The following is a 14,392-nucleotide window of genomic DNA, read 5'->3' on the forward strand; positions in this document are numbered from 1 at the left end:
TGCAGGCTTATAAATTGCTCGTTTACAACAGCTGCTTGTAAAGCTTCTCGTATTGCTTAGCCGAATGTCCCCAGCTATAGTCTCCCTTCAACGCCCGCTCGAGCAGAAGGTTTCGGTGAACGGGATCGGACCAAATGCGTATGGCCCGCCGAATCGTAAATAGCATATCGTCGCCGTCAAACGCCGTAAACGAAAACCCGTTCCCTTCTCCCGTCGTCTCGTTATAGCTTTGCACCGTATCCTTTAAGCCGCCAACTTCTCTTACGATGGGCAGGCTTCCATAACGAAGCGCAAGAAGCTGGCTGATTCCGCAAGGTTCGAACAACGAAGGCATAAGGAATAAATCGGAGGCCGCATATATCCGTCGGGCGAGACCCTCATCAAAACCGATCCAGCTCACCAGCTTGCCGGTATGGCGGTGCTCCGCCTCGCGAAAGGCTTGCTCCAGATGCGGCTCCCCCGACCCAAGCAGCACGACTTGAACATGGTCCGTCAGCAGCAACTCATCGATTTTGTCCAAAAGCAGAAAGAGACCCTTTTGTTCAACCAGCCGTCCGACCAATCCGATGAGGGGGATGCCTCTGTCCACGGTTAGGCCAAGCTCCTGCTGCAAAGCTGTCTTGTTCTGCTGCTTCTTGGCCGCGCTCGTCTTATAACGGACAGCAAGGTGCGAATCCATAGCAGGGTCATACGCATCGGCATCAATTCCATTTACAATACCGATCAGTCGGTCACCCTTGCTCCGCAGCACCCCATCCATCGCATACCCGTATTCAGGGGTGCGTATTTCATTCGCATAGGATGGACTTACCGTCGTCACGCGATCGGCCAATTGAATGCCTGCCTTCATAAAGCTAACCTGGCCGTAAAACTCCACACCCTCTATTGTAAACAGCCAATCCGGAAGACCGAACAAATCTCCAAGCACGCCGTACGGGAAATTTCCCTGATACTGCAAATTATGTATGGTGTAAACGGTCTTTATACGGGAAAACTGTTCACGATTCCAATAATGATGCTTCAGCAGCGCGGGTATCATGCCGGTATGCCAGTCATGACAGTGAATGACCTCCGGATAGAAGTTAACCGCGGACAAAGCCTCTAACACCGCACGGCAGAAAAAGGCGAATCGCTCGCCGTCGTCAAAATGACCGTATGCGGAGCCTCTTTGAAAATACTGCTCATTATCAAGAAAATAATAAATGATGCCGTCAAGCTCAAGCTCCTTCACGCCGCAATAGGCATTTCTCCAGCCTACAGGCACACTTATCTCCGCTACCAGCTTCATCCTGTCCTTTTCATGCTGCGGGATAGCTGAATAATTAGGAAGCATTACTCGAACGTCCAGTCCTCTTCCGCGCAGTGCGCTGGGCAGCGAGCCCATCACATCGGCCAAGCCGCCTGTTTTCAGAAAAGGTACGCACTCCGCGCCGACAAACAGCACTTTCATGACATCTACTCCCTTATTTTTTTCAATGAAGTTCCTTCTTCTTCCGTTTCAAGATGACAACCGACAGAGGCGGCAGTGCGAGCTCAATGCTATGTCGCCTTTTGTGCCACAGCTTTCGTTCCGATGCAATTTCACTGCCTTCCTCCAGCCTGAGCGCCTCATAACCATTGCCGCCGTATTTCACTTCATCGCTATTAAGTGCCACGCGGTAACTCCCCTCGCTAGGCACCCCGATACGATAAGCCGGATGAGCATTGCTATGGAAATTGCAAACGACGATAAGCGCATCCTTACCAGCCTTCGCTTTGCGGCGATAAACAATGACGCTCTGCTCTACGTCAGCGTGGTCAATCCACTCGAAACCGCCGTGATCATGATCAAGCTGCCAAAGCGCTTTTTCATGACGATACAAGTGATTCAGCGCCTTGGTATATTCCTTCATCGTACGATGCTTATCATAGCGAAGCACCATCCAGTCCAGCTCTCCCTCGTCCTTCCATTCGTCGAATTGACCAAACTCTCCCCCCATGAAGAGCAGCTTTTTGCCGGGATGCGTCATCATATAGCCATACAATAACCTAAGGCCCGCAAATTTTTGCTCGTACGATCCAGGCATTTTGTTCAGCAGCGATTTTTTCCCATGTACGACCTCGTCATGCGATAGCGGCAGCGCATGATTTTCCTGCCACGCGTACCAAATTGGAAAAGTAAGCAAGCTGTGGCGATACTTCCGCCGATGAAACGGCTCCTCCATATAAGCAAGCGTATCGTTCATCCAGCCCATATTCCACTTGTAGTTGAAGCCAAGCCCCTCTAGCTCAGTCTTGGATGTGACACCGGGAAATGCATGGGATTCCTCCGCCATCATGAGCGCATGCGGATAATGATGAAACACTGTTTGATTAAGCTCCTTTAGGAAACCGATTGCCTCGAGATTTTCTCGCCCTCCATAAAGGTTAGGTCGCCAAGCCCCTTCAGGCTTGTCGAAATCATGATAAAGCATGCTTGATACCGCATCGACTCTTAGACCGTCAATATGATAGACTTCCATCCAAAACAGCGCATTGGAAATGAGAAAGCTGCGTACCTCCGGCTTGCTGTAATCAAAAGCAAGCGTTCCCCAAACCGGTTTCTCGGCTATCAGCGGGTCCTCGTGCTCGAATAGAGCAGAGCCGTCAAATCTTCTCAGTCCATGCTCATCCTTCCCGAAATGGCCGGGTACCCAATCGAGAATGACGCCAAGACCATTCTGATGGCAGCGGTCGATAAACAGCATAAATTGCTCGGGCGTGCCATACCTGCTCGTCGGGGCGTAATAACCGGTTGCCTGGTAGCCCCAGGAGCGGTCATATGGGTGCTCTGTAACAGGAAGCAATTCAATATGCGTATAGCCCATCTCAACAACATAAGCAATAAGCTCCAGCGATAATTCCTCATAGGTGGCAAAGCTCCCGTCCGGACGCTTCCTCCAGGTCCCCAAATGAGCCTCGTAAATGTTAATAGGACGATCGTAAGGCTGACGCCTTTTACGCATCCAATCCGTATCTCCCCAGCTATAACGGTCAAGCGATTTAACAATTGATGCTGTTCGCGGACGCACCTCGGCATAAAACGCATACGGGTCAGCTTTCAGCATTTTGTCGCCGTTCTGTGTGATGATCTCGTATTTATATAAATCGCCTTCCTGCATATCAGACATAAATCCCGTCCATAAGCCGGAACCCTTAAGTCGATACAAACGGTGATCCTTGCCATCCCATCCATTTCGATCACAAGCAATGCTTACTTCTGCTGCCGCAGGAGCCCACACCGTAAATTGAACGCCGTCCGAGCCCTCCTCATTCCGTATATGCGCCCCCAGCCTGCGGTAGCTTCGCTCGAAGTCTTCATCTTGAATCAGTGAAGCTTCCTTCGAATAGAGAGTATGTACAATCAATCTAATTCCCTCCGCTTCAAAAGATTTTTATTATTAAAACGCTCAAAACATATATTACACCCAAACACTTATTTTGACGCAACGGTTTCAAATTTCTTCCTATCGGTTATAGATACATACGAGATGCTAGAAACAATGCTCATAAAATAAAATAGGAGGTAATTATTTTGACAAATCATACTGACTGCTTAGCTATGCTGCTCGCGGGCGGAGAAGGTCGCCGTCTTTCCCCACTTACAAAAGAATTAGCCAAACCTGCTCTCCCATTCGGAGAACGGCTGCGCATGATCGATTTTCCGTTAAATAATTGCTTTCACTCGAACATTCATACGATTGGGGTGCTGACGCAATATTGTGCGGACAGCATTCATAATTATATAAATGAGAACCGTGCTTGTCAGCGCTTGGAAGCTGAGTCGGGCCGGGTTACCCTGCTTCCTTCTTCCCGAAAAAGCATGAACGGCTATGCCGGGACGGCGGATGCCCTATACCGGAATATCGATTATATCGATCAACATACCCCCGAGCATGTATTGATTCTGTCAGGTGACCATATCTATCATATGGATTATCGGCCAATGCTGGAATTTCACAAAACAAACCAAGCCTCAGCGACGATAGCCGTTAAGCCTGTAGCATGGCGTGAGGCGAGCCGATTCGGCATTCTTCATACTGACAAGCAGCACCGGATTATTTCATTTGAAGAAAAACCGGCAAAGCCGCAAAGTAATCTGGCTTCCATGGGAATCTATTTATTCAAATGGGCCGATTTAAGAGAATATCTGCTTCAGGATGCGGATAATCCTGATTCCAGCCATGATTTCGGCAAGGATATTATACCCGCTATTCTATCATCCCAGGCGAATATGGTTACTTATCCTTTTGAAGGCTATTGGCGCGATGTAGGTACGATCGACAGCTTATGGGAAGCTAATATGGATCTGCTGGATGGCGAGCTTAAGCTGGAAAGCAACGCTAGGGCCATACAAAATGGAACAAGCGATATCGTTGAGAAGCCATACTTGAGCCCCTATGCATCGATTACAGATTGTATTCTTCACCCCGATAGTGCAATAGAGGCGGATGTAGAACGATCAGTAGTCTGCTCCGGCGTTACCATCGGCCAAGGCAGCGAAATCCGCGAGAGCATCATTATGCCCGGAGCTAGAATCGGGAGGAATGTTACGATTCATCGCGCCATCATTGGCGAAGGGGCCATCATTCATGACGGAGCCGTTATAGAACGACTGGATGATGAAATAGCGGTCGTCGGTCCAGGCGAAGCCATAACCCTCATCTCATCGATGACTCAGAGGCACAAAACCGAGCCTTTAGTAAACCTAAACGACCTAGCTGACAAAACGACGTCAACATTGACATTATAGTTAAAACATAAAAAGGTCTTGCGCTAGAATGAAACCATTCGAAGCGCGAGACCTTTTTTGTTCGCTGTTCTATCCATGCTCAATTCGATGTATAAAGCTCTTTGGATGACGCCGCTCGCGTCTCACCAGTCTCTACCGCTTCAATGGCACTGGCCTGACCGATCTCAGCGCCAACTGCTGCACTTATAGCTGTATCATCTGTCAAAGCTTCCGTTTCCTCACTGCCTATATTTCGATGCCGCAGGCCGCTTACAGCAAGCTTTGTCTTATCGGCAATTTGCATGGCCTGACCGCCTATTTGCTTCGCGAAGCGTTCAGTCGTACCACTGACTTGCCCTGCAACCTTAACCGTCGTGTCGCTTACCTTCTGCGCTCCTGCCGAAATATCCTGACGCAGCTCTTTGCCGGCTTTCGGCGCTAGCAGCAATGCAGAAATTGAGCCTACAATCCCCCCTGCTATTGCGCCAAGCAAAAATCCCTTTGGTTGTTTACGTGTTGACATATTGATCGCTCCCTTCATTCTATGTGTGCTCTTCGTCGCGGCTTTTTGAAGCGGATACCGATTCGGATACGGGCTCATGCTCATCACATGCTGATCTTCGGTTAGTTTGCCACAGCTGCCAAGCCGCCATTCCGAGCTCAGCCCATTCCAGTGCTTCACCTGCTTGCCGCTTTGCCGCCGACCGCTTCGCATGCTGCTCAGCCGATTCAGATAACACGGATGTGACGCGCTCGACTGCCGATGTTGTATGTGCGATCGCACCCCCGACATGCCCTGCCGCTTCAAACAGCCTGCTAGCTGCTTGAAGCTGTTGATTAGCTCCTTGAAGCGTCTCCTCCGCTCGCTGGACAAGAGCGCTCAGCTCCGCTGTCAGCTTATGAAGATCCTGCTGCATCGCAGCAGCTGACGCTTGCACCAGCATCAATCGCCCTAGTGCCGTCCGCAATGCCATTAGTATGCCCGCCACTAAAAAAACAAATGCGCCTGCGGCAATAGCCGCGCTCCACGCGATGACCATGCCTCTCCCTCCCTATCCCGCTGTAAATTGCAAAGCAATAGGTTAGCCCGACTAGACGAATGCCCACTTGCGTAATGACAGTATAAGCAGTATGGGCTCGTCTTGACACAACATAATTAAATTACCATTTATTCTAATTGATTCCATGGTTAAATCAATAAAAAATAGGCTGCCTCAGCAAAATCCTCTTGGATCGCCAAAACAACCTATGTCCGTTATTAAACTCGTTAACCGATTCGATAGCTGCACTTGCCCCCGCCCTTAGCCAAACATTCTGTTCGCTCTACGGGCACGTCAAGCAATGCCTTGAACAAGGAAAGCTCGCATTTGCAAGCTTGCTGATACTTGCCGGCAACCTGCGCAATCGGACAATTATATTCGTACAGCATATAGCTGCCATCGCTTAGTGACTCGACGTCCACCATATAACCGCCGGCATTTTGAATAGAGGCCAGCTCGCTAATTCTCTGCTCCAAGCTTTTGTCCGTCATACGCGGCTCATAGCGTTCGAGCAGCTTCTTCTTCCGGCCTTCAAACATCCGCTCAATCAGCACCGCAGTTTCCGGGTCATCCGCCAGCTCATCAAGTAAATCTAACGCAAGCAAATGATATTTTTTTGGAAAAAGCTCATCCGCTTCAGCTGTAAGCTCGTAGACATGGAGCGGTCTTCCCATCGCTTGACGAACAGATACAATGCTCACGCTGCCTTCTTTCTCGAGGACATACATATGCCGCCGAATCGCCATTTCCGTTAGCTCAAGCTCCTGTGACAATTCGGCGGCGCTCATTCTGCCGCCTGTCTTAAGAAGCACCAATAATCGCTCGCGCGTCGTTCCGTCGCCACGAGACTCCACCAAAATACCGGCTTCGCGTTCTGCACCGCTGCGCTTCAACCCTTCACCACCCCTGCAGGCTTGATAGCGTCATTGTAACGTACTTTGTTGCTTTCGTAAATTAACAAACATTTCTGCTGCTGTCCTCTAGAGCTCGCGCTCCAAGTATTCCTCCACCGCCAGCTTGTAAGCCGGTAATAAGGAGGAGAGTGTCCTGCACAAAGGATGAAGCTCGCCTCTTGTCCATAGATGATAGTCCTGTACGAGCGGCTTGCGCAATTTCACCAGCTCAATCAGCGTATTCAGCATGTCCGCTGGAAATACGCCTTCCTCGCCAGTAATCTCGATGATGTCCTCATAGCTGCTCGCATCCCGCATAATAAATCCGTCGATTAGAAAGCTGCCGACATCCGTTACCGTTTCTATAGCTAAATGGAGTGCTCTTTCCTGCGCCAGGCCCTCCAGCATGCTGCCATGCCAATTATCCGCAAACGATTGCATCGTTGATGCGATGCCAGGCAGCGTCTCCAGCCTAATTGCAATTTGTTCGCGATTTACGTAATACATTGATCAATCGCCCGCCTTCAATCTTGTTTCTTTTTTTTCGCTCTTCGTTTTAACCAAGCTACCATAATAACGCTGCTGAGAATAATGACCAGCAAGTAAGTCAATATTTCATACACGTCCCTCATATCATCCATAAAACGTTAACCCGCCTCTCAGCTTTCGAAATCGACGGCCACAGATGCTTCTCGAACCTGCTGCATATGCTCGATTACTTTTTTATGTACAGGATGCACCTGATAAGCCTCCAATGCTTCCATTGATTCAAATTTTGTAACAAGTGCGATGTCATAAGAACGCTCAGAGTGCAAAACATCAATACCGACCTCAATCGACTTCAGCACATCAATTTTGCCCTCCATATCCTTCAATATTTGTGCAGTGCGAGCAACGCTCTCAGCGCTACCATCCTTCAATTTAAAACAAACGATATGAGTAATCATTTTTAATTCCTCCTTTGATTTATCGCATGGCTTTTATCCTTTTGTCACATAATAACCTAAGCAGTCGCATTACGGCAATCTTTAACGCGAAGGAGACTAGACGTCATGCGTTATCCCGTTACCATCGCAGCTACCCTTATCGGGGTTGCGATTTGCTTATTTAACTACACAGGCTATGACCCGCACAACTTTGTTTTCTTCATGCTGAGCATACCTGCATGGATTGTCGATTTGTTCGTCGATGTGCATGAGGTTAGTGTACTGTTTATGTACGTACTTACCATTATCTCATGGGCACTGCTTGGTTATATTGCCGATGTACTCATCGCCCGCGGACGCGAGCAGGATTCACCGCGCCGCACAGCAAGATAGCTGTCATTTCAACAAAAAGGAGCCTCGCGGCTCCTTTTTTGCATATTTACTGTTGTCCTACGCTGCTTCGATGATCAGCTTGGACTGCATCGTAGCATGTCCTTGACCGCATGGAATCGAGCAGTAAATAACGTACTCCCCAGGCTCAGTAAATTCCAAATCGGTTTCTGGGTTGTCGTTGTCCAAAACGACTTGAAGCTCATCAATGTGAACACCATGAATACCACTCTTATTCTGAAGCTTCAATCTTACTTTGTCGCCAACCTTTGCCGTATACACCTCTTGATCAAATACGAAATCATTTGATGCCACAACCTTCATCAGTGTCATACCCTCTGGCAATGAGGCTGCTTCATCGACCGGTCTCTCAGGCAGTGCGAATGTGAGCAAATATACGCCCAGCAACGACGCTGCTGTCATCAAAATAAACATAATCCACTTGTGCATTGCTATGTGCTCCCCTTTGCGATCATAATGTCTACCTCTTATATTACATAAGATCGTCCGAAGTTCTCAACCTTAAACTACAGAAAAAGGAAAAGTTTTTTTGCGTTTTTGACAAAACCATGAACAATTTCAAGTCCTGCAGGATAAATACTGCTTCAAGACGCGTTCGGACTCCGCCTTAACAAAACCCCAAAGCATAAAAAAATGATGATGGTAGCCGCGGCACATATAGTTGGCATGCAAGCCATCCGTCTGGCGCTTCTCCTCATATACTTTAATGCCCATCTCGCGAAATTGTCTTCTTATCGCAGCAAGATCAAGCAATACGCGATCCTGCATCCCTCTCAGCATCGATTCGTAGAACCTCGGCAGCTTGATTGCCGAGGTGCCGATGACTTTAATATCATGATCCAAAATCCGCATCACAATCCCGAGCAGCACATAGCGCTTAACGAGCCCCAGCTCCTCCTCGGTCTGTATGGGCGTATGCGGTGCCGTCTTCACCCCGCCTCGGGCTTCTTCCTCATTAGCGGCCATTGCCACCCCTCCACATCAGAACGTATGTTCTTATTATAGTCAGGGACGGCTGTTTCATGCAAGTAAAATTGCACATTGAAAAATATTCGGCATGCTACGTCAAGCGACCGAGCCCGGATCATCTGAAAATTGGCTATTATAAAGCTCTGAATAAAACCCGCCTTTCTCCAGGAGCTCCTCGTGTGTACCCTTCTCGATAACGTCGCCATGATTCATGACCAGAATAATATCGGCGTCCTTAATCGTTGACAAACGGTGAGCAATAACAAAGCTTGTGCGACCGTCCATTAGACGGCCCATCGCCTTCTGAATTTGCGCTTCCGTTCTCGTATCGACGCTGCTTGTCGCCTCATCGAGAATAAGGATGGCCGGATCCGCAAGTATCGCCCTGGCAATCGTAAGCAGCTGCTTCTGCCCCTGTGAGATGTTGGAGGCATCCTCATTGAGCAAGGTGTCATACCCATTAGGCAGCGTTCGAATGAAATGATCGGCATGCGCGGCTTGTGCCGCTTCAATAATATCCGCTTCGCTAGCCCCTTCGCGGCCATATGCGATATTATCGCGAATCGTTCCGTTGAAGAGCCATGTATCCTGAAGCACCATACCGAACAGCATCCGAAGCTCGCCTCTCTTCATCTGCGTAATATTTACGCCGTCTATCGTAATGCTGCCATCATTTATTTCATAAAACCGCATTAGTAAATTGACAAGCGTCGTCTTGCCGGCGCCGGTGGGACCTACTATAGCAACGGTCTGTCCCTGTTTCACATCAATGCTCATATCGCCAATAAGCGCAGTATCCGTCTTATAGCCGAACTTAACATGCTCGAAGCGGACATCGCCCTTAGGCGATCTGAGCGCGACCGCCTCCTGATCACTCGGTTCAGACGCCTCCTCCTGCTCGTCCAGCAGCTCGAACACCCGCTCCGCCGATGCAATCGTCGATTGAATAATGTTTGCGATATTCGCCGTCTGGGTTAAAGGCTGAGAGAATTGCCTTGCGTATTGAATAAACGCTTGGATATCTCCAATTTTAATCGCTTGACGCGTTACAAGAATACCTCCAACAACACTAATTAGCACGTATCCGATATTGTTAATAAACCCCATTAAGGGCATCATAATACCGGTAATGAATTGCGCCTTACGGCCGGAATGGTAGAGCCGGTCATTAATTTCATCAAATGCGGCAATCGATTTTTGCTCGCGTCCGAAAGCTTTAACAATTTTGTGACCGGTATACATTTCCTCAACATGTCCGTTCAATATTCCCAGCTCTTCCTGCTGTGATTTGAAATAGCCCTGCGACCGGGAAGCAATGGCTTTCACTACAACAAAGCTAAGCGGCAGCGTAAGCAGTAAAATAACGGTCAGCAGCGGACTGATCGTCAGCATCATAATGATAACGCCGATTAGCGTCGCGATAGAAGTGATAAGCTGTGTCAAGCTCTGCTGCAGCGTATTGCTGATGTTATCCACATCGTTTACTGTTCTGCTTAAAATTTCGCCATGCGTGCGGGAATCGAAGAATGAGAGCGGAAGCTTGGCAAGCTTCACGTTCACATCGCTGCGAAGTTCATAAACCGTTTTCTGGGCTACACCCGCCATCACATACTGCTGCACATAAGCAAACAGCGAGCTTAGCAAATATAGACCAATCAAAATAAGCACAATCTGCATTATCGCCTCAAAATCAACGCCGCCATTCATGATGCCTTCAAAAATTTCAGTCGTTGCATCTCCCATCAGCTTCGGACTGACGATTGAGAACACGGTGCTTAGCAGCGCCATCAGCACAACGATGATCAACTTCGTCCGCTGCGGTTTTAAATAAGCGAGTAATCTGCGAAGCGTGCCTTTGAAATCCTTTGCCTTCTGAACCTTCATGCCAAGCGCCCCCATCGGTCCAGCCCCGTGCCCCATTGGCCCTCTGCCGGGAGGACCGAAGCCAGGCCCGCCTCCTGTTGCATGCGGCCTTTTATCCTGCGGACGGTCACTCATGCAATCTCCTCCTCTGACAGCTGCGAGGATACGATTTCGCGATACACCTCGCATGCCTGCAACAATTCGCTATGCGTGCCGATGCCTGCAATCTCTCCTTCATCCAGCACAATGATTTTATCAGCGTGGATAACGGTGCTTACCCGCTGCGCCACAATAATGACCGCGGCATCCCGCGTCTCTTCCTTCAGCGCCGCTCTCAGCTGCGCATCGGTCTTAAAGTCGAGGGCAGAGAAGCTGTCATCGAATATATAAATTTCCGGCCGCCTTACCAGCGCCCTGGCAATGGAAAGCCGCTGCTTCTGACCGCCCGACACGTTCGTGCCGCCCTGGGCGATGACCGTATCGAATCCATCCGGCATTTCCGCAATGAAAGATGCTGCTTGAGCAATTTTCGCCGCATGGCTAACCTCTTCGTCCGAGGCGTCCTCTTTGCCGTAGCGGATATTTTCGCTGATCGTCCCTGTAAATAATACTGCTTGCTGAGGCACGTAACCTATCTTTGCCCGCAAGCTTTGCTGCGTAAGGTTTCGAATGTCCATGCCGTCAATCCGCACGCTGCCGGCCTCCACGTCATAGAAGCGGGGAATAAGATTTACGAGCGTGGACTTCCCTGAACCGGTCCCGCCAATAATCGCTGTCGTCTCGCCCCGTACCGCAGTGAACGAGATGCCCGACAACGCCGGTTTTTCCGCGCCCGGATAGCTGAAGGTAACCTCTCTGAATTCAACTGTCCCCTCTTTGACCTCTCTTCCCGTCGTTTGTCCGGTCGCCGCTGCATCCTGAATACCGGGCTTCATGCCAAGCACCTCGTTAATTCGAGCCGCCGATACAGAAGCGCGGGGCAGCATAATGAACATCATCGCCACCATAATAAGCGAAAACATAATTTGCATCGCATATTGTAGAAAAGCCATCAGATCCCCAATCTGCATATCGTTATTGCTGATCCGGATACTTCCGAACCATAAAATTGCCACGCTCGAAAAATTCAGAATGAGCATCATGATCGGCATCATAAACGCCATAATTTTGTTCACCTTGATCGCGGTCTCGGTCAGATCCTTATTCGCCGCGTCAAAGCGACGCTGCTCGAAGCCTGTCCGATGGAATGATCGTATGACGCGAATGCCCGTCAAGCCTTCACGAAGCACTAAATTCAGCTTATCGATTTTGAGCTGCATCGCTTTGAACAGCGCCACGCTTCTGGAACCGATCCACAGGATAGCTCCTGCCAGCACCGGCACAACAACAACGAAAACAAGCGACAGCGTCGCATCTTTGGAGACGGCCATAATAATGCCTCCGATACACATCATCGGCGCCATCACCATCATACGCAAAATCATAATCAGCACCTGCTGCACCTGTGTCACATCATTCGTCGTTCTCGTAATGAGCGATGCCGTTCCGATTTTATCGAATTCCTGCAGGGAGAAGTGCTCAACATGGCTGAACAGCTTGCTGCGAATGCGCTTGCCGAAGCTTGAGGCAATCGATGAGGAATAGTAACTGGCCGCTATCGAAAAAAGCACCCCAGCAGCAGTAACAAGCAGCATCAATCCGCCCAGCCTCAGTATATAACCCGTATCTCCTTCTAAAATGCCAATGTTTACAATATCGGCCATCAACGTGGGCAAATAGAGCTCTGACAGCGATTGCAAAAAAACGAGCAGAAACACGAAAGCGATCATTAGCCGGTATGTCTTTAGGTTGTTTCGAAAAATTTTTAACAGGACGCATCATCTCCGCTCATCTTCTATGCATTGCTAATTCTCATTCTAGCATAGCAATTTCATGAAATTCAAAGAAGGCTAAGCGGCAAAACGAGTAGTCTTATAAATACAAAAGGAATCATCGCTGTATTGGGCGTGATTCCTTCGGTGCTTCTTATTCAGCTTCGCCTGCTTTTCCTGCAAATTCGGCGTGCGTCTCATCGTTGGATTAACGCCCTGCCAGCTTCCCCTCAGTATTTCTGGCGTCAACTGTCCTTGCCGGACCAGCTTTTGTCTTGCTTTTTTCGCTTTGCTTATGGCCATTACCGTTGCCTCCTGAGCTGTATTTTGCATCCTAAACGAGCTTCACTTTATTATATGCTTAATATCGGTTTCATGGAAGATCCTGCTGCCGCAGCAGCGAGAAGATAAGCAGATCCATAAAACGGCCTTTCTCAAACTCATATTTCCTCATCTGGTCTTCTTGGTGAAAGCCAAGCTTTGTCAGCAGTCTGATCGAAGCTATATTCGCAGGCTCCACCTTAGCCTCGATCCGATTCAGACCCATCTCCCGGAACCCAAATGCTACAATCCGCGCTGCAGCCTCTGCCATCATTCCTTGTCTCCAGAAGCTTGGAGTCAGGTCATACCCTATCTCCGTCCGGCTGTTTTCCTTAGAATAATTAAGAAAACCGCAGCTCCCAATCACTTTGCCGGATTGTTTCTCTTCCATTACCCAGCGCAGTCCGATTTGCCGCGTGAAAATTTCCCAATGCCAATACATTTCCTGCACCGCATCCTCCTGCGTCGAGAATGGAGATAGCGGGGTGTACCGCATAACCTCCTTGTTGGAATAAAGCTCAAAAATATCCCGAACGTCCCACTCCTCCGACTTGCGCAAAATAAACCGATCCGTTTCCAATTGTGGAAATGATTGAAATGAGAACATCGTATTCATGTCTACTTCAGTCCCTTCAAAGCTGCGTAACTGCATAATTCATGTTCAAGAGTCTTTCTTTTTAATACCCTATATACTGCTGCTCCACCCAAAGAATGACCAATCAGCCATTCAAAAAGTAGAAGCCAACCTCTGACTCCCGTTAAATTTTTCTGATCCATCCTTATAAAATTGTTCATTTAACCGCATCCAATTGTGATAATATGTAGAGGTGATCATAAGTATAATCATGCTATACCCAATTGGAGGAGGAATAGATATGTCAATTACTTTCAAACAAATGGTGGCAAAAGCTCGTGAGAATGTACCTGGTGTTACTTCTGCAGAGGCTAGAGAGAAGATTAATGCCAACCCGAATACCTTTGTTATTGACGTGCAGGATGCAGACGCTGCAGGCGCATGCGGCTTGATTCCAAGCAGCGCGAATATATCATTGGGAATGCTGGGCATCCGTGCGGATCTGGAACTTCCTGAGCAAATGAGAGATTCACGCCTAGCAGATAGAAACCGCCCTGTTCTAGTCACTTGCGGAGCCGGTGGACAGGCTGCGCTTGGAGCTTATCTTTTACAACAAATGGGCTTTACAGACGTAGCATACATAGACGGAGGAACCACAGCGTGGAAGGCTGCCGGTTTTGAGGTTGAATAATTAGATCTAAATGGCTATGTAAAAAGGTCAGTCTGCTGATGCAAACTGACCTTTTATAGTTCTATTGTAAAAGCGCAGCACAA

16 protein-coding genes are annotated in these 14,392 nt (G+C 48.7%); 3 read left to right on the forward strand and 13 right to left on the reverse strand.

Annotation, left to right across the window (positions count from 1 at the left end):
- Window positions 1–22 precede the first annotated feature (22 nt).
- Window positions 23–1,450, reverse strand: a complete 1,428-nt coding sequence (gene glgA / locus ACO9K6_RS06890) for a glycogen synthase GlgA (protein WP_424766803.1) — start codon at window positions 1,448–1,450, stop codon at window positions 23–25.
- 22 nt (window positions 1,451–1,472) lie between these two features.
- Window positions 1,473–3,383, reverse strand: a complete 1,911-nt coding sequence (gene glgB, locus ACO9K6_RS06895; protein ID WP_424766914.1) for a 1,4-alpha-glucan branching protein GlgB — start codon at window positions 3,381–3,383, stop codon at window positions 1,473–1,475.
- A 170-nt stretch (window positions 3,384–3,553) separates the two neighbouring features.
- Between glgB and ACO9K6_RS06900 the strand changes: the two genes are divergently transcribed.
- Window positions 3,554–4,771 (forward strand): sugar phosphate nucleotidyltransferase, encoded by a 1,218-nt coding sequence (locus tag ACO9K6_RS06900; RefSeq protein ID WP_424766804.1) that lies wholly within the window; start codon window positions 3,554–3,556, stop codon window positions 4,769–4,771.
- Between the two features lie 79 nt (window positions 4,772–4,850).
- On the opposite strand, the gene ACO9K6_RS06905 is transcribed toward ACO9K6_RS06900, so the two are convergent.
- The 5 genes from ACO9K6_RS06905 to ACO9K6_RS06925 form a co-directional block, all read right to left on the reverse strand.
- Window positions 4,851–5,273, reverse strand: coding sequence for a YtxH domain-containing protein (locus ACO9K6_RS06905; RefSeq protein WP_424766805.1), 423 nt, complete (start codon window positions 5,271–5,273; stop codon window positions 4,851–4,853).
- A gap of 19 nt (window positions 5,274–5,292) precedes the next feature.
- Window positions 5,293–5,790, reverse strand: a complete 498-nt coding sequence (locus ACO9K6_RS06910) for a DUF948 domain-containing protein (RefSeq protein WP_424766806.1) — start codon at window positions 5,788–5,790, stop codon at window positions 5,293–5,295.
- 227 nt (window positions 5,791–6,017) lie between these two features.
- The gene (locus ACO9K6_RS06915; protein ID WP_424766807.1) at window positions 6,018–6,683 is read right to left on the reverse strand and encodes a helix-turn-helix transcriptional regulator; all 666 of its coding nucleotides are present in this window, start codon (window positions 6,681–6,683) and stop codon (window positions 6,018–6,020) included.
- A gap of 87 nt (window positions 6,684–6,770) precedes the next feature.
- Window positions 6,771–7,190, reverse strand: a complete 420-nt coding sequence (locus ACO9K6_RS06920; RefSeq protein WP_424766808.1) for a DUF86 domain-containing protein — start codon at window positions 7,188–7,190, stop codon at window positions 6,771–6,773.
- A gap of 152 nt (window positions 7,191–7,342) precedes the next feature.
- Entirely contained in the window at window positions 7,343–7,630 is a 288-nt protein-coding gene (locus ACO9K6_RS06925) for a Dabb family protein (RefSeq protein ID WP_424766809.1), read from the reverse strand.
- A 105-nt stretch (window positions 7,631–7,735) separates the two neighbouring features.
- On the opposite strand from ACO9K6_RS06925, the gene ACO9K6_RS06930 reads away from it, so the two are divergent.
- Window positions 7,736–8,002: a hypothetical protein gene (locus ACO9K6_RS06930; protein ID WP_424766810.1), complete on the forward strand. Its 267-nt coding sequence runs from the start codon at window positions 7,736–7,738 to the stop codon at window positions 8,000–8,002.
- 57 nt (window positions 8,003–8,059) lie between these two features.
- Here ACO9K6_RS06930 and ACO9K6_RS06935 read toward each other — a convergent pair whose 3' ends face one another.
- The 6 genes from ACO9K6_RS06935 to ACO9K6_RS06960 form a co-directional block, all read right to left on the reverse strand.
- On the reverse strand, window positions 8,060–8,449 hold the full coding sequence (locus ACO9K6_RS06935; protein WP_424766811.1) for a cupredoxin domain-containing protein: 390 nt from the start codon (window positions 8,447–8,449) through the stop codon (window positions 8,060–8,062).
- A gap of 129 nt (window positions 8,450–8,578) precedes the next feature.
- Window positions 8,579–8,986 (reverse strand): hypothetical protein, encoded by a 408-nt coding sequence (locus ACO9K6_RS06940; RefSeq protein WP_424766812.1) that lies wholly within the window; start codon window positions 8,984–8,986, stop codon window positions 8,579–8,581.
- 99 nt (window positions 8,987–9,085) lie between these two features.
- Complete coding sequence (locus tag ACO9K6_RS06945) at window positions 9,086–10,987, reverse strand: ABC transporter ATP-binding protein (protein ID WP_424766813.1); 1,902 nt, start codon at window positions 10,985–10,987, stop codon at window positions 9,086–9,088.
- Window positions 10,984–12,723 carry an ABC transporter ATP-binding protein gene (locus ACO9K6_RS06950; RefSeq protein ID WP_424766915.1) on the reverse strand — a complete coding sequence of 580 codons (1,740 nt, stop codon included), beginning with the start codon at window positions 12,721–12,723 and terminating at the stop codon, window positions 10,984–10,986. The genes ACO9K6_RS06945 and ACO9K6_RS06950 overlap by 4 nt, the downstream gene beginning before the upstream one ends.
- 78 nt (window positions 12,724–12,801) lie before the next feature.
- Window positions 12,802–13,026, reverse strand: coding sequence for a hypothetical protein (locus ACO9K6_RS06955; RefSeq protein ID WP_424766814.1), 225 nt, complete (start codon window positions 13,024–13,026; stop codon window positions 12,802–12,804).
- Window positions 13,027–13,096: 70 nt separating this feature from the next.
- Window positions 13,097–13,660 (reverse strand): GNAT family N-acetyltransferase, encoded by a 564-nt coding sequence (locus ACO9K6_RS06960; protein WP_424766815.1) that lies wholly within the window; start codon window positions 13,658–13,660, stop codon window positions 13,097–13,099.
- 259 nt (window positions 13,661–13,919) lie between these two features.
- Here ACO9K6_RS06960 and ACO9K6_RS06965 point away from each other — a divergent pair, with 259 nt between their 5' ends.
- A complete protein-coding gene (locus tag ACO9K6_RS06965; RefSeq protein WP_424766816.1) occupies window positions 13,920–14,309 on the forward strand; it encodes a rhodanese-like domain-containing protein in 390 nt (129 codons plus the stop codon).
- Window positions 14,310–14,392 lie beyond the last annotated feature (83 nt).

It is taken from the genome of Paenibacillus praedii (genome assembly GCF_049725345.1).
In the GTDB taxonomy this organism is placed as follows: Bacteria; Bacillota; Bacilli; order Paenibacillales; family Paenibacillaceae; genus Pristimantibacillus.